Here is a 20,321-nt window from a genome sequence, read left to right as displayed (position 1 = left end):
TATTCTAACACAAAATTATTCATAGAAAGGAAGATGATCATGCCTACATATGAAGGATTAAGATTAAAAATATTGAAATATTGGCGTGTGGGATTGGCTAATCATCGCAAAAAGCAACTTAAGTCTACTGACTTTACAATCATCTCTAATAACTGTTGGGGCGGCATGATTTATGAATCTTATAACTTACCAAAAGAATCACCTACAGTCGGAATGTTCTTTATGGCAAAGGACTACATTGATTTTTTGTCTGACTTAAAAGGCTATATCAATGGTAAGCTCTCATTTATAAAACCAGAAGAGTCTCGGTGGAAAGATGCTCCACAAATCTCAGGAGATAAAAGATTTGGTACATATCCAGTTGGAGTTTTATCCAATGGAAAGAATTCTATTGAGATTTTTTTCCTTCATTATCACAGTGAAAAAGAAGCGAGAGAAAAATGGGAACGCCGTATCAAACGTATTAATTGGGATAATTTGCTTGTGAAGTTTAATGATCAGAATGGCTGTACTGAAACAGAAGTTAATAGGTTTATGGGATTACCGTATAAGAATAAATTGTTTTTTACATGTAAAGAATGGCCAAATCTGAGTGGGGGGGTACACAGTTATCCACCAATTCCCCAAGCATGATTTTATAATGGCTTCTTATGAGCCGTTTGGGAAAGATATTACGGGGATAATTAATAATATGTGATAAATAATAAGGAGAAATTTATGATACCAAAAGTAATTCATTATTGTTGGTTTGGTGGGAAGCCGATTCCGCATGAAGTTAAAGCTTGCATCAGAAGCTGGAATAAATATTGTCCTGACTATAAAATTATTCGATGGGATGAGAAAAATTTTGACGTTACCTGTGTGCCTTTTGTTAAGGAAGCATATGAGAATCAGGCTTGGGCGTTTGTATCAGATTATGCACGCTTGAAAATCGTATATGAAAATGGTGGTATATATTTAGATACTGATGTTGAATTGCTAAAAAGCTTCGACTCATTGCTTAAATTGGATTCTTTTTTTGGTAGACAGCAAAGTGGAGAAATAAATACGGGGTTAGGTTTTGGTGCTGTGGCAAAAAGTCCGGTATTAAAATATATGTTAGCAGAATATGACAACGTTCAGTTTGAGAAAAATCAATTGCCTAAGATATCATGTCCTATTATAAATACAAAAGCTATTGAATCTGCCATGAAAGACGGTATGCTTGATAGTGCTAAAAATAAGATTTTTCCACCAGAATATATGGATCCACTTGCATCGGGTAAAAATGCGAGAAACCTAATGAGCGATTTGACAATATCTGTTCATCACTACAGTGCTAGTTGGACATCAAATCAACAAAGATTAAAAAGAAGAATTGCAAGAATCATAGGAGAAGGAACGATAATAAAAATCAAGAGCATAATAGGAAGATAAATTATGCTAAAGGAAAATTGTGCTTATGTCTGATAGTAGAAAATTAAATTTACAACTAAATATCTTGTTTCTAATCATTCCTTTTTTTCGGCCAGATTGCATTGTTCTAGCGAATCAATCATTAGATAATTTTTTTGTGGCATGGAGAATCTTTGCGTTTTTATTGGCTGCATATTACTATTTTAGAAGGTTTACTTTTAACAAAGCATTCTTTTTAATATTGCTATATGAAATAATGCAGGTATGTGCTTCAATAATCAATGGTGTTTCTGTATCTGCAAAGATTATTAATATGGCAAACTTCATTGGGATTTATATGATTTTCTCATATTTCTCAAAAGTAAACTCAAAAGAGTTGATAAACGTAGTATATAAATGGCTTTCATTTCTGATTTGTATTAATGCAATTTTAACAGTATTTTTTCCTAATGGATTAAATCATGCGTTATCAGATACTGGAAGAATTAATTTTATGGGATTAGATAATACTATAACTTTATACTTTATTTTGACGATATCATTTTGTGTTTTGTACCAAAATATACATCCTGATAGTAAAAAGCCCCTATTTACATTTCTAGTTATTGTGGGTACAGAACTTTTTTATAAATCAGGTTCCGGTCTCGTAGCTCTTTTTATGATAATCATTTATTTGATGTTTTGTTCTCGAAAAAAGTTTATTAATAAATTAGCAAATGCTAATTTGATCATGATTATTTATGCGGTGCTGGAAATAACTATTGTGTTTATGAATCGAATAAACTATTTGAGTTTTATTTTTACAGCATTAGGTAAGTCGTCAACATTTACAGATCGCAGATTTTATTGGGATCAGGCCTTAAAACAATTCATGTCATCTCCAATATGGGGGCAAGGAGGGGGCACAGTAGATTTATGGAATAATGGGTACTATTCCCACAATGCGTTGTTGGATATCCTTCTGAAGGGCGGAATAATAGCAACTGCAGTATGGATTGTATTGCTATATTTTTGCTTGAAATTTAGTGAAATGAAACAGAATGAATTTATTCAAGGTTTCTTTAGAGTGTTGATTTTTTCGGCATTAGTATATGGACTTATGGAAGGCCTTGAGGATCGTGTTGCCTTCAATTCTCTCTTGAGTCTTATGTTGGTATTAACTCAAATAGAAAGAAATGGATTTCTAAAGAATACCTTATTAAATTTTAATATACGTAATAAACCGATTTGATCGTACATTTATATAGTAATAAGAGGGTGGAAAGTTGAATGGATGAGTTAGTTAGTGTCATGGTAATTTACCGAATTTTAGCTTACTGCAAGGCTATAGCGAGAAATATATTAAAATATATTAAAAGATCTGAGTACCATCTCATATTAAAAAAGAAAAATTCAAACTATAGACCAATGCCACATGAAATCTATACAAGACAGAAATTAGAAGAGCTTTGTAAGTTCCCAAAAGGAAAAATCGATGCTTGTAACGAAATGGGAGATTTTTATGAATTGAGTATTATAGTACCCGCATATAATGTTGAACAGTATATTGAGAAATGTGTTGAATCTATTTTAAATCAGAAAACAAAATATAAATTTGAACTGATTATCGTTAACGACGGATCAACAGATAATACATATAGTATTATTCAACAATACAAAAATAGAAAGAATGTTGTCATTATCAATCAAGAAAATGGGGGGCATTCTTCTGCACGTAATAGTGCATTAAAGCATATAAATGGAAAATACTTAATGTTTGTTGATTCAGATGACTATATCTTGCCAGGGGCGATAGATGCTCTCCTCGATAAAGCAATTCAGAATAATGCTGATATGGTCGAGGGTTCTGCATTCTCTTTTTACGACAATGGAAAAATCAGCAGATTTTTTAGACATTGGAGTTCATTGAATAGCATATCTCCAATTGATACCTTTTATGGGTATCCATGGGGTAAGGTAATTAAAAGTGTATTATTTTCTGATATAAAATTTCCAGATGGATTTTGGTTTGAAGATACGTTATTTGTAATGATACTTTATCCAAAAGCAACAAACTCATATACGATAAAAAAAGAAGTATATGCTTATCGTGTTAATATGAGCGGAATAACTCAAACTGCGAAAAAAAATTTTAGATCAATTGAAAGTTTGTGGATTACAGAATACTTAATGGGCGAACAGAAAAAAAGAAATCTATTGTCTGAAAGTACATACAATCAATTCTTTGATCAGATTGCAATGAATGATGCGAGGGTTCGTCAGCTAGGGAACGAAGTACGAAAAATGGTGTTTGAGGAAAGTGTCCGTTTATATCAATTATATTATAAAAATTGTTTTTTCTCCATTCACTCAGAAAAAGCGAAAAAATTGCATAATTACATAATTGCATTTAATGAAGAAATGGCACTGACGCTTTTAGAAAATTGGAATTATTTATGAAAAGAATACTATGAAAGAATTGTTGTTGTGGGAGGAAATATAATAATAGAAAATGTGAAGGAACATTTCCGTAAGCAAGTAGAAAAACACAAGAAGGAGGAAAGTCAATCCGCCGCTGTTTGAAGCAATGGTTATAATTCGAAGAGTCAGATTTTAAAGGATGCGTCTATAGTAGACAAAAAAGAAATAGCAGGATGTAAAAGCAAATGTTGCAGTGTGAAAATAAAGAAGATTTCGCATTATTTTATGATACTTGAAAACGTGTCAGAAGAAACTTTTTGTAATGACAGTGGTGTGTTTGCTCCTGTTGTATTGGCTAGGACAGTGAGCTTTACGCCAGCTTCTAAATATAGTAACAGGAGGGATGAATTTTATGCTATATCAAGTAGTAGAAAGCAATAAGAATGCATTTAATGCTGGAAGCAAGGCAACAGCAGATATTACCTCGATTGCTGAAAAAATGAACTTTAAACCATTATATGTTCATCATATTGAGGCGAAAAATAATATTTTTAGTAAAATAGTGAATCAAATCAGGTATTTTTTTGAATGGTCCCAATTATATAAAGAAGTTGAGGATAACTCTGTTATTTTATTGCAACATCCGTTTAGAAATAGACAATGTAATAGGGAAAAAAACATATTAAAACTCAAGGAAAGAAAAAATGTAAAAGTTATTTCATTAATTCATGATATCGAAGAGTTACGAAATTCCGTCTACAACGAACACAATCGTTCTGAGTTTGAGTTTATGGTGAGGGTAGCGGACCAGTTTATTGTACATAATTCTAAAATGAAAGAATGGTTGAAAGATAAAGGTGTTGGTGAAAGCAAAATTGTTATACTAGAAATATTTGATTATCTATCTGACTCACCAATTAATGAAAAAAATTTTGCGAACAATATTATAATCGCAGGAAATTTAGATTTGAGCAAATCGGCATATTTGGGCGAAATCCAGAATGTAAGCAATTTGAATTTTGATTTATATGGTGTGAATTACAAGAATAATGCAAGCCCGAATATTGCATATCATGGGGCTTTTAAGCCTGAAGAACTTTCTGAACAGTTTACATCAGGTTTTGGTTTGGTGTGGGACGGCACAAGCATAGATACTTGTGATGGCAATACTGGTAATTATCTTCGTTATAATAATCCACATAAGTTATCGTTATATATATCGTCTGGAGTTCCTGTAGTTATTTGGAAAGAGGCTGCACTAGCGACTTTTGTTAAAGAAAAGGGAATAGGATTATGTGTAAATAGTTTAACTGAGTGTGCGGAGCTTATATCTAATATGAGCAAAGATCAATATGACGAAATATGTTCACGTGTAAATGAAGAATCTATAAAGTTAAGAAGTGGTTTCTATTCAAAAAGGGCGTTGGAAGAGGCTCTCAGAAGAATTCAAAATATATAAAGATTAATTTAGAGGCTAGTTAGTGTGAAAGAAATTTGAGGACAGCCTTAAATGTGAAAACTCACTAAGCTGTCTTAACCAATCAACTTTTTAAAGTGTTATAGATATTTTAAATTAGATTGAAAGCTAGTGTTTCATAAGTAGGACGAATTCTTTCGCGCTGTAACAGTATCTTGGAAAATGAGGAATTAATAATGTACGATTATTTAATAGTGGGATCCGGTTTATACGGATCAATATTTGCCAGAGAGGCAACAAACAAAGGATATAAGTGCCTTGTTATCGATAAGCGAGATAACGTAGGCGGGAATATATATACGGAGAAGGTTGAAGGGATTAACGTTCACAAGTATGGCGCGCATATCTTCCACACCAACAATCAGAAGGTCTGGGGCTATATCATTCAGTTTGCAACCTTCAACCGATTCACTAATTCTCCAGTAGCAAACTACAAAGGTGAACTTTATTCCTTACCATTCAATATGTACACATTCAATAAGATGTGGGGAGTAGTAACTCCTGAAGAGGCATTGGAGAAAATTGAGGAGCAAAAACAAGAAGTAAAAGGTGAACCAAAGAATCTGGAAGAACAGGCAATCTCTTTAGTTGGTAGAGATATCTATGAGAAGTTGATTAAAGGCTACACCGAAAAGCAGTGGGGAAGAGATTGCAAGAATCTTCCTGCGTTTATTATCAAGCGTCTTCCAGTTCGTCTAACTTTTGACAACAACTATTTCAATGCTCTTTATCAGGGAATTCCGGTTGGTGGATACACCAAGATGATTGAGAATATCTTAGATGGAATTGAGGTCAAATTAGGAGAAGACTATCTGGAGGACAAAGCAAAATGGGATGGTATGGCAAAAAAGGTTGTTTATACTGGCCCAATTGATGCTTACTTCAATTACTCTCTTGGTTATTTAGAGTACCGTTCTGTTCGATTTGAAACAGAAGTATTGGATAAACCTAACTTCCAGGGAAATGCTGCAGTGAATTATACGGATAGAGAAACTCCGTGGACCAGAATTATTGAACACAAATGGTTCGAGTTTGGTAAGGATGAGAATGGAAGTGATTTTCCAAAGACAGTAATTAGTAGAGAGTACTCTAGCGAATGGAAACCGGGAGATGAACCTTACTATCCAGTCAATGATGAAAAGAATGGTGCTTTGTACAAGAAGTACAAGGAGCTGGCAGATAAGGAAGAAAACGTAATCTTCGGTGGAAGATTAGGAGAATACAAATATTACGATATGGATGCTGTAATTGCATCTGTGTTAGATAAGTGTGAAGCGGAGTTAAAATAAAGCGTTTGGAGTTGGTGAGAAACATATGAAACAAAAATCTTTAAAACTGAATGTAATTATGAATATGATACTGACTATGTCGTCATTTATCTTCCCTTTAATTACGTTTCCGTATGTTTCTCGTATTCTTCTTCCTGAAGGAACTGGAAAAGTATCGTTTGCCACTTCATTAATTTCATATTTTTCAATGTTTGCTCAGCTAGGGATTCCTACATACGGAATTAGGGCTTGTGCTAAAGTAAGAGACAATAGAGAAGAGCTAACAAGGACAGCGCAGGAGCTACTTATCATTAATTTAATAATGAGCGCAATTTCTTATGTTATTCTTTTTATCGCAATTGCGTTTGTGCCGCGTTTACAAAGCGAGAAAACACTTTATGTAATTGTGAGTTTTACCATCATCCTTACTTCTATTGGTATGGAGTGGTTATATAAGGCTTTGGAACAATACACATATATTACAATTCGATCTGTAATATTTAAGTTTATTGCTTTAATTTCAATGTTTTTACTAATCCATAAAAAATCTGATTATGTAATTTATGGTGGTATTTCAATTCTTGCTGCCTCTGCTTCTAATATTTTTAATTTTATCAATGTACATAAGTATATCGATTTAAATCCTGTTGGTGGATATAATTTTAAGCGACATTTTAAACCAATTGGAACCTTTTTTGCTATGGCTTGTGCCACAACAATATATACTAATCTCGATACAGTAATGCTTGGTTTTATGAAAACAGACACTGATGTAGGCTACTACAATGCTGCAGTAAAAATAAAAACCATTCTTGTTTCCATTGTAACTTCTCTGGGGGCGGTTCTATTGCCGAGAGCATCCTACTATATTGAGAATGGATTAATAGATGAGTTTAAAAGGATAACTAAAAAGGCTCTATCATTTGTGCTTCTTATTGCGTCGCCATTAGCGCTATATTTCATGTTCTATGCGAAGGAAGGCATATTCTTTCTTTCCGGAAGTGCTTATGCAGGGTCTATTCTACCGATGCAGATTATAATGCCGACATTATTGTTCATAGGAATTACAAATATCCTTGGCATACAAATGTTAGTGCCACTGGGGAAAGAAAAGGTAGTATTATATTCAGAAATAGCAGGTGCTATTGTTGATGTGATAATCAACGCATTGTTAATTCCTAGGTTTGCATCTGCTGGTGCTGCAATCGGAACATTAGTGGCAGAATTTGTCGTCTTAGTTGTTCAATATATTGCTCTTAAAGATGATGTTGCAGAAACACTCAAACAGATTCACTATGGAAGAATAACTTTCACGCTCATTTTAGGAACTGTAGCATCACTGTGGGTTAAAATGCTTGGATTAGGATCATTCTTGACTCTAGTGATTTCTGCAATGCTTTTCTTCGGAATCTATGGAGTATATCTCCTTATCCGTAAGGAAGAAATGATTGTAGAAATATGGAATATGGTTGTTGGTAAGTTAGTGAAGAAAAGTAAATTTTCTCGTCACCTTTTCAAATAGGTTATACCGTTTATATTTATAATTATAATGCTCGCGTGTAGCACAGAGAGTACTCCTTAATTTTTGGAGTACAAAATGTGGTCTTCGCGGGCTTTTTTTATCTTTTTAGATCCTGATCTGTAAAGGATTTTTACCATCTCTGTGAGGATTTCTTCCTCTGACTTGTTGAAATCAGTCAACAACTTGTGTATCTATGAATCTGCTTTGGAAATGGAATGGGTAAGATTGTCTACTAAAAGATTATCATCTGAAATTCCCAGTGCATTTGTAAGTTCAAAAAGTAGATCAATAGGATAAATATTTTGTTGAAGGAACAAAGAAGAATTTCTAAAGGTATTGTTAATAAATGTTTAGAAAATCAATGATTGGTGGTAGATGATGTAAAATTTAGCATCTGAAAATAAAGATATATAAGTGTTAATTATGTCATCACAAGAAATGCTAAACTCTTTGTCAAAAGAGAATATAAAACGAAAAAGAATGCGACAATGAAATATGAAGTATGTATTGAGATATGTATTGAAATATTGTCGCATTCTTATAGAGTGTGTAAGTAAGAAGAAGTTATGATTACACACATATTATTTTATAAAATTCAATTAAAAAAGTACATATAAATGTATTATATGAATGAAACTGTGTTATAAGTAACTACAATAATATAGTTTATTAAATCGTATTAATATTTATAGGACGATTTGATATAATAAATGAGGGGATTTGAATGAAACATATATTGAAAGGGATCTGGTTTACTGTATTTGTTTTATGTGCTTTATTTGTGGTGGTTCTGATGTATTCTTTAAGTTCTGAGGATGGTTTTACTTCTTCGAATCGTTCCAGTATTGTAACGGAATCTTTAAAAGAAGAAGTGAAAGAGACATTGAGATCTTCACCAAAAGGGTATTCACTTGCGAAAAGAATAAAGGGTTATATTATTTTATATTCTCCTTATGGAAGTGACTGGAACTTAACGATGCGTAAATTGGCTCATTTTCTTATTTATTTTTGTATGTCCTTTATGATTTACTTATCTTTATGTATGTTATCCCTTGGAAAGGGAAAACGAATTTTGATTACGTTACTGATTTGTTTCTTCTTTGCGTGTATAGATGAATTTCATCAGGGACATATTATTGGAAGAACGATGTCTAAAAAGGATGTATTGATTGATTTAAGTGGTTCTTCTTTATCGGTATTGATATTATCTTTATTTAAAAAATGACAGGATGATGGATCCTGTCATTTAAATTAAGTGGTAATGATAAAAAGCTTTATACAACCCATCTTTATTGATATCATCGGTCACATAATCGCATATTTCTTTTACACAATCACTTCCATTTCCCATCGCAATGGAAATCTGAGCGTATTTCAACATAGGAATGTCATTTTCTGAATCTCCTATAGCCATGGACTTGTATTCATTGTGAAAATAGGTTTCTAAAAATTGAATGGCTGTTGCTTTATTGTACTGTTTTAAAGTGATTTCTCCACCGAATTTACGAAATTCTGTATATAAGACTTCTTCTGGTAATTCTTTTAAAATCTTCTCTTTGTCTTCTTCTTTTTCTAAATGAATGGAAATTTTCATGATCTGTTTATAATCTTCTTCTTTCATTAAATTGACATCTGGAAAAGATATAAAGTGATTCCCAATTCGATTTTCTTTTGAAAATTCAGCCATACGTATACGATTTAATTCATTTATAAAGGTCACATTGGATCCTTCCATTGAATACGCACAATGGTATTTCTCCATGATATTCTGAATCTCTTTGGCAATTTTAACACCTAATGGCTGATATAAGATTCGTTCTTTGTTTAAATAAATTTCACTTCCAGCAGAGAAACAGTATCCATCTAAATTCAATTCCCATAAGGAATCCGGTACTTCACATTTTGTTCTTCCTGTATTCACAAATATTTTATGTCCGTTTTCTTTTGCGGATTTTATGGCTTTTAAAGCCGATTCTGGGACTTTTTCAAATTCCCAGAACGTTCCATCTAAATCTAAAAATACAATTTTTTTCATACATTCTTCCTTCATCCTTTAAAGATTCTAACATAAATTGAAATATTATAGAATTTGAAATTTACTTTTTCATTTTGTATCATGTCTATAGGTGATAGAAATGAAAAAGAATTATTTTATTTTTGGATTTACCATTTTAAGTATATTTTATTTTATATTTAAACTGATACAGATGAATGTATTACCATATATTTATATTGGAGCTTTTATTGGATTATTTATAGTATTTTTATTTCTTATATATTTTATTTATAAAAAGAAACATACATTCATTTGTATGATTTTATGTATTATGATTTCAATTGTATCTTTATTAGGTGGTTTTTATATTCATAGAACCATTCAGACTTTATCAAAAATCAGTGATTCAAATACAAAAAAGAAAAAAGTATTATCGATTTATTCTTTAAAGAACAGTAAGATTCAAAAAGAAGAGGATTTAAAGAATTGTACAATTGGAATTCTTGCGATCAATGAAGAAAAAAGTAAAGAATGTCTAGATTCTTTAAATTGTGATACACAATATGTTGTCTATAGTTCTTCTGAAAATATGATCAATGATTTTAAAGAAGGGTTACTGGATTGTATCTGTATCGATTCTATGTATCTGGAAATTGTGGAAGAAAATTCTGAAATGGAAAATTTTGAAAAGGAAATACAGGAAGTGTATCGATATACATATTATGTCCAACAAAGCAATACAGTTTCTTCTGTGGATGTGATCAAAGAACCTTTTACAGTTTTGATCAGTGGAATTGATACGCGTACAGGGACATTTGAGGACAGTGATTCTCGAAGTGATGTGAATTTAGTGGTTTGTATCAATCCAGGTACGCATCAGATCTTTTTATTATCCATTCCAAGAGATTATTATGTCAAAACCGTCTGTGATGCCAGTGATGGCTGTGCCAATGGAGAAATGGACAAATTGACACATACGGGATGGCATGGAATTTCCACAACGGAAAAGACAATTGAAAACTTACTGGGTATTGAAATCAATTACAATGTACTAGTGAATTTTCAGACCATTGTGACATTGGTGGATCTATTGGATGGAGTGGATGTATATTCTCCTTATAATGTGGAACTCTCTGGAAGTTTTCATTCCTGTTCGGTAGTGGAAGGAAAGAATCATTTAAATGGAGAATGTGCTTTGGCTTATGCCAGAGAGCGTTATGCGTATGTGGATGGGGATCGGCAGCGTGGAAAGAATCAGATGGAACTGGTGAAAGGAATCATTGAAAAGTGTCTGTCAACGGATTTATTAAATCATTTTACGGATATTTTAAATATTATGGAAGATCTGTTTCAAACCAATATGGAAACCAGCCAGATTCTATCGTTTGTCAAAGAACAGATCAATCATCCTTCAAATTGGAGCATTGATACCTATAGTTTAAATGGAACAGGAGACACAGCTTATGCCTATGAACTGGGTGATTATGCGTATGTAATGATTCCCGATGAAAGCACCATTCAAAATGCGAAAGAAGACATAGAGGCCATTTATAAGGGAGAAGACATTCCTTATATAAATTAAAGTCACAAAGATTAAGTTCTCTTTGTGACTTTTGTTTTACATTTTGGACAAGTGATTTCAATGGTTCCTTTATGTTTTGGAACACGAATGATCTGTTTACATTGTTTACAACGAAAAACTTTATGGGTTTTACGATATTTCCATTTTAACTGATATGGTTTGATCAGTCTTGTGAATTTATCATTTTCCAGTCTTCTTGCGACAATATTTCTGGATAAAGTACGATAATTCACATAAATCAATAGAATTAAAATCAATGCATTTAAAATTGAATTTCGAACGATAATCTGTATAAAACATAGAATTAAGGAAACGATGACTAAAAACTGATTGAGTGCATCACTTCCATATCGCCCGGACATAAATTGAATCATTTTAGCTTTAAACTTGTTCATTGTTCTCTCCATTATAATATTGTTCATACTGGTCATAAGGAGTGGATGGTGCCTGGTTTCTTCCACCCAATCCAAATAATATTGCCTGTAATAACCACATCACAAACTGAATCACGATAAAATACCATAAGATGGAATGTCTTCTATGATAAGTATACGTATACATTCTCTGATTCATGAATGGATTGGAATAGCTCTGGGCATGCAATGTCTGATACACTCTTTGATAATCCTGACGCCCTGGTTCTAAACGAACGCATTTTTCGATGGATTCTTTGGCGTTCTGGTTGTAGCCTAAGCCAATGCAGACAATGGCAAATAAGTAATACCAGCGAGCGGTTCTTGTATCGATAGAAAACTGTGACAGAGCATTGTATGCCTGTTTATATTGTTGTTTCTGGATCAATAATATGATCCTTTGGATTTCAGGACTGTCATTGGGCTCGATTTGAGGCATTTCGACGGTTCTCTGATTCTGAAACGAAGAAAAGAAATCCGTGAAGTCGGCATACTGGTACGTATTCTGATAAGGATTGGAATACGTCTGAGTGTAAGTCTGCTGCCTATATTTATCCGGATTTTTCAACATATCATAAGCTTCATTGACTTCATTCATCTTCTGCTGGGCATCTGGGTCATCAGGATGCAGATCGGGATGACACTCTTTTGCCTTTTTTCGATAAGCCTTTTTTATTTCTTCTTCTGTCGCATTTTTATCAATTCCTAAAACACGGTAGGGATCTTGAACCATGGATTCCTCCTATTCTTTTGGACCTCCTATTTCCACTGGTTTATTTAAGATATACATAAATTCATCTCCAGTGATGGTCTCTTTTTCATATAAATATTTTGCAAGCTCATGAAGCTTCATTTTATTCTCTTCCAGAATCGCATACGCTTCATCATGCGCTTTTCTTATCAATTGTACCACTTCTTTATCAATTTGTGTGGCCGTTTCATTGGAACAGGCTAAAGTGGTATCCTGACCTAAATACTGATTGTGCATCGTTTCTAAAGCCACCATACCAAACTGATCGCTCATTCCCAATCGAGTAATGGCCATACGAGCCAGTTTCGTGGCCTGTTCAATATCATTAGAAGCACCAGAAGTAATGGAATGGAAAACCAGTTCTTCGGCACATCGTCCAGCTGTATAGACCATAATTTTCTGGTAGATTTCTTCTTTTGATAATAAATTCTGCTGATTTTCTTCCACCTGCATCGTATATCCCAAAGCTCCTTTGGTACGAGGAATGATCGTAATTTTATGAACCGGAGCGGTGTGTTTACATTTGGCAGCCACTAACGCATGACCAATTTCATGATAAGCTACAATCAGTCTTTCATGAGTGGAAATGACCGCTCCTTTTTTCTGTTCTCCGGCAATGACAATTTCAATGGCTTCTTCCATATCTTTCTGCAGTACTTTTTTACGATCGTCACGAATGGCCAGCAATGCCGATTCATTAACGATATTGGCCAGTTCCGCTCCGGATGCGCCTGCACTGGCACGGGCAATGACATTAAAATTAATATCATCGGAACATTTTACTTTTTTGGCATGTAATCTTAATATTTCTTCACGTCCTCTTAAATCTGGCAATTCCACCGGAATTCTTCGATCAAATCGACCTGGACGTGTCAAAGCTGGATCTAAGATTTCATCTCGATTGGTAGCCGCCAACAAAACAACTCCTTTTGAACCATCAAAACCATCCATTTCGGCTAACAGCTGGTTTAAAGTCTGTTCTCTTTCATCGTTTCCAGATAAACCGGAACCATCTCTTTTTTTACCAATGGTATCAATTTCATCAATAAATACGATACAAGGTGCTTTTTCTCGAGCCTGTTTAAATAAATCACGAACTTTTGCGGCTCCTCGGCCCACAAACATCTCCACGAATTCAGAACCGGAAATGGAAAAGAAAGGGACACCGGCTTCTCCAGCAACAGCTTTAGCCAAAAGCGTTTTTCCGGTTCCAGGAGGACCCACCAGTAAAACTCCTTTAGGAAGCTGGGCTCCTATTTCTTCATATTTTTTTGGATTCTTTAAAAAATCCACCACTTCTTTTAAGTTCTCTTTTGCCTCTTCCTGACCAGCTACATCATTAAAGGTTTTACCTGTTTTAACTCCTTCATACACTTTGGCATTGGACTTAGATAAATTCCCAAATCCAAAACCACCCTGGTTGAAAGACATCTGATCGTTTTCCATTCGTTTGCTCATTCTCTTCATATAATTTGAAAATAAGAATCCTAGTACAATGACTGGCAACATAAAGGTCAATAAGAAATACAAAAATGGATTGGTCTGTTTTGGAATCACCTGTTTAAATTGAGCACCGGATTCATTCAATCGATTGACTAAATCCGGATCGTTCATCTGACCTGTCTGATAAGTCTTATCGTTTCCTTCAATTGTGAAATAAATCTGACTGTCTTCAATCTGAACTTCCTCTACTTTTTTCTGTTCAATATACGTTAAAAACTCAGAATAAGTTGTCTCTTTGATTCGAGCATCGCTCACAAGGGGAATCACTATAAAATCAATTATTAGAAGAGCAACACAAAAGATCAGATACCATTGTGCAAAGCTCCGTTTTTTCTTGTTCATAAAAAACCTCCTGAATATGGATACATTTTACAACAAATTAGCACAACTTCAAGTAAAGTGCTAATTTCACATAATTTCGCAAATTTTAGCACTTTTTTAGCACAAAAAAGCCAGGAATATTATATCCTGACTTTTCATGATAACTATACAATTCTATATTTTCCAGGATATTTTTCTTCCTGGTTTTATAATACGAAAAAAAATCCTAAGATTCTTTTCCAGTCTGAAGAATAGCACGGATCGCATCAAATAAATATGGCTTATATTCTTCAATATCTAAAGGTTTTTTACGGGCAATGGCATCATAACACGTATTGCCTGACAGTTCGATGATCATATATAAGATTACTTCTGGATTCTTATATGTATAATGAGCACTGCTTGCATCTTTTTTAAAGATTTCAATTAAATCATAAGTGTCGTGATTTAAAGCTTCATTTAAAGTAGATTGAAATAAGCCCCAGGATAAATTCTTTTTAATAAAGTTAAGAATTTCAGGATGCATCTGAAATTGAAGGATCACATGATTGATAATAAATATAATACGATCTTCAAAATCACGGATATCATTCTGATTCAGTTCTTCAATAGACTGATGAAATAATTTTCTGGTTTCTTTTTGAATCAGAATGTCTCTTATTTCATATTTATCTTTGAAATATAAATAAAACGTTCCTTTAGCAACATTGGCTTTATTCACAATATCATTTACTGATACTTTTTGAATTTCATTTTCTGTAAGCAATTCAAAGGCGGCACTTAATAAACGGTTTTCTTTCTGTATTTTATTTTCGATTACTTTTTTCTTCATAATTTTATTATACATAATTTAGATAATAATTCAATTAAATGACCAAATGTCATACTAAATTTAAATAACATTACAAAAGATTTAAGACAAATATAAAAAAATATTGACTATAAGTCATTTTAGTATTATACTTCCAGACGATATGGGAAAGGAGCAAAAGAGATATGGAAAATTTTGCTGAGAAAATCGTAAAATATCGAAATAAAATACTGGTGGCTGCCATTGTATTGTTGTTTGTCAGCGTAATCGGATATTTTAAGACGGGCATAAATTATGATTTGTTGTCTTATCTGCCTTCTTCTGCTGAATCGATGGAAGCACAGAAGGTACTGGAAGACTATAATCTGGCCAGTGTGGATTTTCTGATTGTGAATGGAAAAGAAGATAAAGAAGTTGCGAAAATAAAGAAAGACATTCAGAAGATTGAAGGAGTAAAAAAGGTAATCTGGAGAGATGACGTTCTGGATTTGTCCATTCCTGGACAGGCTATTCCTGAAAGCATTCAGAAAATGATTTATTCTCAAGATGCTACGATGCTGATTGTTACCTTTGATGAGCCTACTTCTTCACCAAAGACAATGAAGGCCATTTCAAAAATAAAAAAGTATACAAAAAAGGATTGTTTTCTGGCAGGGATGTCAGCACTTAGTGAAGATACAAAAAATCTGACAGAACACGATACCCCTGTTTATGCTTTGATCGCAATCGTTTTATGTATGATTGTTTTGTTCCTGGGACTGGAAAGTACAGTCGCTCCATTTGTGTTTCTGTTAGGAATGATTTTTCCAATTGTATATAATTTTGGAACCAATTTCTTTTTAGGACAGATCAGTTACATTACCAAGGCGTTAGCGGTTGTACTTCAGCTGGCAGTGACTTTAGATTATTCCATTTTCCTGCTGCATCGATACCAGGAAGAAAAAAAGAATCAGGACAATGAAAAAGCAATGGCAAAAGCCATTCATGCGACTTTTACGTCAATTACTTCCAGTTCGATCACAACAATCGCCGGTTTTCTGGCATTGTGTGTTATGCAGCTGACATTGGGAAAGGATATCGGAATTGTAATGGCAAAAGGAGTTGTATTAGGGGTTTTGTCCACAATCTTTATTTTGCCAAGCTTACTGATGCTCTTTGATAAGCCGATTGAAAAATACAAACATAAAACTTTGATCAATGAATTAAAACGTTTACCTGGATTTATTGTGAATCATTATAAAAAGATCCTGATTGTTTTTGTGATTGTCTTTATTCCTTTTCTTTATGGACAGTCACATACAAAACAGTATTACGATCTGATTTCTGGTATGCCTGAAGATTTTGCCAGCGTTATTGGAACAAATCAGTTAAAAGAAAAGTTTGATATGACTACAACAAACTTTCTGTTTGTGGATGAAAACCTAAAAACTAAGGAAATACAGAGTTTATGTGATGAAATTAAAGAATTAGATGGTATTACCAATGTGCTGGCTTATGAAGAATTTGTAGGACCAGGTGTTCCAGATTCTTTTAAGCCACAGATCATAAAAGAAATCTTTCAGAATGCAGGCAAGAAAATGATTATCGTGAACAGCGATTATAAAGCGGCTACGAAAGAATTGAATCACCAGCTGAATCAGATGGATGCCATATTAAAGCGATACGATAAGAATGCATTAATTGGTGGAGAAGGAAGTATGACAAGAGATTTAATCACAACAACCAATATTGATTTTAAAGTGGTTAATATACTGTCCGTTATTTTAATCTTTTTGATTGTCACTATGACCTTTAAATCTATCGCTTTACCAGTGATTCTGGTTTTATCCATTGAATTTGCGATAACGATCAATATGGGTTTGCCATATTTCACAGGCAATACACTTCCATTTATTGCCGGAATCGTAATCGGAACCATTCAGTTAGGGGCTACTGTTGATTATGCGATTCTGATGACAACCAGATTCAAAGAAGAATTAAAAAAAGGAGCCACGGTACACCAGGCTATTCAGATTGCGATACAGAAATCTTCTGTATCCATTATTACCAGCGGATGTTCCTTCTTTGCAGCCTGTATCGGTGTTTCATTTGTGACAAAGATGGATCTGATTAAAAGCTTAGTTATTTTATTGGCACGAGGTGCCTTGATTTCAGTGATCAGCATTTTATTTGTGCTGCCTTCTTTGTTGATCTGTTTTCATTCTTTTATTGAAAAGACGACAAAGAACTGGCCGAAAGGAGAAGAAATATGAAAACAAAACAAACTTTAAGAATGATAGGAAGTGCATTGTTGTGCACCGCTGTATCCACTTCATTTTTTCCTGTCTATGCTCAGCAGGATAATCCAACAGAAAAAACAGAAACAGTCTTTACGGTTTTAAATCCCGATGGAAGCATTGAGAATACGAATGTATCCAGCTGGATTCACGATGAAGATGGAATTGAAAATATAAGTGAAGAATTAAATTTAGAGGATGTTGAAAACAGCAAGACAAATGAAGCCCCTGAAAAAAATGGAAACGTATATACCTGGAATGTAGATGGAAACGATGTATATTATCAGGGAACCAGTCATCAGCCATTGCCTGTTTCCATTCAGATTCAATATTTTATGGATGGTAAAGAATATTCACAAAAAGAATTAGAAGGAAAAGATGGACATCTGAAAATGGTATTTACTTTTGAAAATACCCAGACAGAAACGCAAAATATAGGTGGGAAATCTATTGTTGTTCATCCTTCTTATTTGTTAGGAGGGCTTCTGGATCTGAAAACTGGCGTTTATACAAATGTAAAATGCGATCAGGGAAAGATCATTAACGATGGAACCAACGAAATGCTGGCATTTGTGAACATTCCTGGATTAAGAGAAACGCTGGAAAGTGCAGGGCTTTCAAAAATAAACGACCAGCTGAATATTACCGATCAGGTAATTGTTGAAGCCGATGTTAAAGACTTTCATTTGGAATCTATTATGATGGGGATGACCAGTGATTTTGATTTAGATTCTCAGCTGGGAAATATATCTTCCTTATCCGATTTAAGTAATGGAATCAATGAACTGGTCAATGCACAAAATGAACTGGTAGAAGGTTCTCAATCTTTATACGAAGGAACCAGTGAAATCAAAGAAAAAAGCCAGCCACTGACATCTTCTAAAAATCAGATTCGTTCATTGGCTGATGGCTTTGTTGTACTGGATAATGGAATGCAGAATCTGCAGCAGTCAATCCAGCAATACACAAATGGAGCCAGTGCAATGAATGCAGGACTGGATATGCTGTATGCCATTCCACAAGGAACTTCTCAAATTGAAAACGCAATGGATCAGGGAATTGTAAAGGGGTCTTACCAGCTTTCACAAGGATTGTATCAATTGAACAATTCTTTACAGAATATGGATACAAATGAAATCAATAAAACATTGCAGTATTCCATTGATGAAATGAATGAAATGGATCACACTCTGGAAAAAGATATTCAGGTTTTAAAACAGCTGCAGGAAGGGTTAAATCAGAGTGCATCTGCTTTAGAAGCTATGAATGGAATGCAGCAGCAGTTAACTTTACTGGAACAGTCGATTCTTTCAAAAGAAGGTCAGAATAATCAGAGAATCAAGGAAAATAATGAACAGATTTCAAATATGAATGAACAGATAAATGAAATCAGACAACAGATGATTCAGACAGTGGATCAGAGTATACAAATTTTAGAGGAATCCAAAGCGGATTTGCAGAATACGGATTCAATTGATGCAAAAATCAATGAATTAGAAGCACAGAAACAAAGGATATTACAGATTCAGAATCTATCTGCTTTGCAGACATTGGAAACAATGGAAGTAGAATTTGAACAGCTGAATACTATGCTATCACAGTTAAATCAATCCATTGCCTCAATGAGTAAAAATATAAGTCAGTCTTTACAGGCAATGCAGGATCTGCAAAAAGATATACAGCAGGCACTTGATATCTGCACTTCTTTAAAAACTATAGTTGCAGGTGATTCCATTCAGACTTTACAGCTTTCACTCAATCAGTTAAAACCATCGATTGAACAATTATATAATGGATCCCTTCAAATATATGAAGGTTCAAAACAGCTAAATGAAAAATTAAAAGAACTGCAGGAATCCAGTCAGAATGGTCTGGACCAGTTAAAACAGGGAATGGAGCAATTGACAGGAAATAACGATCGTTTAAATCAGGGTGCCGGTCAGTTAAAGGAAGCAACAGATCTGCTTGCAGGTCAACAGGAAGCATTTAAACAGATGGCAAATGGATTGGAATCTTTAGAAGAAGCTTTCGATGCTTTGAATGAAGGAGCCAAAGCTTTAAACGAAGGACAGAACCAGTTCAAAGAACAGGGAATCGATGTATTGAAAGAAAAAGTGGATCTGACGGAAGAAGAATTGAATACATTGCAGCAGGTTATGCATTCTATTCAGAATTTAAATGAAACGTATAAGAGTTTTTCAGGATGTCCAGATTCATCACAAGTCAGTACAAGATATGTATACCGTACAAAAGAGACAAGCGAAAAGTAGCTTGTCTCTTATTTTTTTTCTTCTTACAGAGAAGGTTGTGAATTCAATATAATTATAAATTCATGCGTTTAATAATCGGTTACTTTAAAGAAAGAGATTGAAGATCTTGTGAAAACAAAAGTGCATGAGGTAATGAAACTCTATGTAAAAGTTATGAGCTGTCTGTTTAATTTTCAGTCATTAAAAAGGATTTTCTTCAAAAAGGAGAATGATACAACCCTAGTCAAGTAGACATGGGAAATATTTAAAAATCTCATCGATCAACAACCCATTCCACTTTGGTTTGGGTTGTTTTTTATTTCTTCTATAATCATTTCTTTTTGATGTTTCTTCTTT

The 20,321-nt window shown here is 33.7% G+C and carries 16 protein-coding genes; 11 read left to right on the top strand and 5 right to left on the bottom strand.

All coding sequences use genetic code 11. From position 1 onward, the window contains the following. The first annotated feature begins 39 nt into the window (after window positions 1–39). The 8 genes from FYJ50_RS08800 to FYJ50_RS08765 all read left to right on the top strand — a co-directional run bounded on the left by FYJ50_RS08800 (window position 40) and on the right by FYJ50_RS08765 (window position 9,287). Window positions 40–633, top strand: coding sequence for a DUF1919 domain-containing protein (locus tag FYJ50_RS08800; RefSeq protein WP_205946498.1), 594 nt, complete (start codon window positions 40–42; stop codon window positions 631–633). 60 nt (window positions 634–693) lie between these two features. After that, a complete protein-coding gene (locus FYJ50_RS08795; RefSeq protein ID WP_338083010.1) occupies window positions 694–1,416 on the top strand; it encodes a glycosyltransferase family 32 protein in 723 nt (240 codons plus the stop codon). Window positions 1,417–1,441: 25 nt separating this feature from the next. Next, complete coding sequence (locus FYJ50_RS08790; protein ID WP_154461132.1) at window positions 1,442–2,626, top strand: O-antigen ligase family protein; 1,185 nt, start codon at window positions 1,442–1,444, stop codon at window positions 2,624–2,626. A 38-nt stretch (window positions 2,627–2,664) separates the two neighbouring features. After that, window positions 2,665–3,834, top strand: a complete 1,170-nt coding sequence (locus FYJ50_RS08785; protein ID WP_154461130.1) for a glycosyltransferase family 2 protein — start codon at window positions 2,665–2,667, stop codon at window positions 3,832–3,834. A 373-nt stretch (window positions 3,835–4,207) separates the two neighbouring features. After that, window positions 4,208–5,254 (top strand): glycosyltransferase, encoded by a 1,047-nt coding sequence (locus FYJ50_RS08780; protein WP_154461129.1) that lies wholly within the window; start codon window positions 4,208–4,210, stop codon window positions 5,252–5,254. 194 nt (window positions 5,255–5,448) lie between these two features. Continuing rightward, window positions 5,449–6,561, top strand: coding sequence for a UDP-galactopyranose mutase (gene glf / locus FYJ50_RS08775; protein WP_154461127.1), 1,113 nt, complete (start codon window positions 5,449–5,451; stop codon window positions 6,559–6,561). A 25-nt stretch (window positions 6,562–6,586) separates the two neighbouring features. Next, window positions 6,587–8,062: a flippase gene (locus tag FYJ50_RS08770; RefSeq protein ID WP_154461125.1), complete on the top strand. Its 1,476-nt coding sequence runs from the start codon at window positions 6,587–6,589 to the stop codon at window positions 8,060–8,062. Between the two features lie 724 nt (window positions 8,063–8,786). Next, window positions 8,787–9,287, top strand: a complete 501-nt coding sequence (locus FYJ50_RS08765) for a VanZ family protein (protein ID WP_154461123.1) — start codon at window positions 8,787–8,789, stop codon at window positions 9,285–9,287. Window positions 9,288–9,308: 21 nt separating this feature from the next. Here FYJ50_RS08765 and FYJ50_RS08760 read toward each other — a convergent pair whose 3' ends face one another. Continuing rightward, on the bottom strand, window positions 9,309–10,097 hold the full coding sequence (locus tag FYJ50_RS08760; protein ID WP_205946497.1) for a Cof-type HAD-IIB family hydrolase: 789 nt from the start codon (window positions 10,095–10,097) through the stop codon (window positions 9,309–9,311). A gap of 100 nt (window positions 10,098–10,197) precedes the next feature. Between FYJ50_RS08760 and FYJ50_RS08755 the strand changes: the two genes are divergently transcribed. Beyond that, entirely contained in the window at window positions 10,198–11,640 is a 1,443-nt protein-coding gene (locus tag FYJ50_RS08755; protein WP_154461119.1) for an LCP family glycopolymer transferase, read from the top strand. Window positions 11,641–11,651: 11 nt separating this feature from the next. Here FYJ50_RS08755 and FYJ50_RS08750 read toward each other — a convergent pair whose 3' ends face one another. The 4 genes from FYJ50_RS08750 to FYJ50_RS08735 form a co-directional block, all read right to left on the bottom strand. Beyond that, on the bottom strand, window positions 11,652–12,035 hold the full coding sequence (locus FYJ50_RS08750) for a hypothetical protein (protein ID WP_154461117.1): 384 nt from the start codon (window positions 12,033–12,035) through the stop codon (window positions 11,652–11,654). Then, complete coding sequence (locus FYJ50_RS08745; RefSeq protein WP_154461115.1) at window positions 12,022–12,786, bottom strand: J domain-containing protein; 765 nt, start codon at window positions 12,784–12,786, stop codon at window positions 12,022–12,024. The genes FYJ50_RS08750 and FYJ50_RS08745 overlap by 14 nt, the downstream gene beginning before the upstream one ends. Before the next feature lie 9 nt (window positions 12,787–12,795). Continuing rightward, on the bottom strand, window positions 12,796–14,649 hold the full coding sequence (gene ftsH, locus FYJ50_RS08740; protein WP_154461113.1) for an ATP-dependent zinc metalloprotease FtsH: 1,854 nt from the start codon (window positions 14,647–14,649) through the stop codon (window positions 12,796–12,798). A 205-nt stretch (window positions 14,650–14,854) separates the two neighbouring features. Then, window positions 14,855–15,460, bottom strand: coding sequence for a TetR/AcrR family transcriptional regulator (locus tag FYJ50_RS08735; protein WP_154461111.1), 606 nt, complete (start codon window positions 15,458–15,460; stop codon window positions 14,855–14,857). Between the two features lie 164 nt (window positions 15,461–15,624). Between FYJ50_RS08735 and FYJ50_RS08730 the strand changes: the two genes are divergently transcribed. Continuing rightward, entirely contained in the window at window positions 15,625–17,691 is a 2,067-nt protein-coding gene (locus FYJ50_RS08730) for an efflux RND transporter permease subunit (RefSeq protein ID WP_154461109.1), read from the top strand. Continuing rightward, a complete protein-coding gene (locus tag FYJ50_RS08725; RefSeq protein ID WP_154461107.1) occupies window positions 17,688–19,985 on the top strand; it encodes a hypothetical protein in 2,298 nt (765 codons plus the stop codon). The genes FYJ50_RS08730 and FYJ50_RS08725 overlap by 4 nt, the downstream gene beginning before the upstream one ends. Window positions 19,986–20,321: the final 336 nt, after the last annotated feature.

Origin of the sequence: Floccifex porci, assembly GCF_009696175.1 — a bacterium.
Taxonomy (GTDB): Bacteria; Bacillota_I; Bacilli_A; order Erysipelotrichales; family Erysipelotrichaceae; genus Floccifex; species Floccifex porci.
This window is presented reverse-complemented; position numbering and strand designations above follow the sequence as displayed.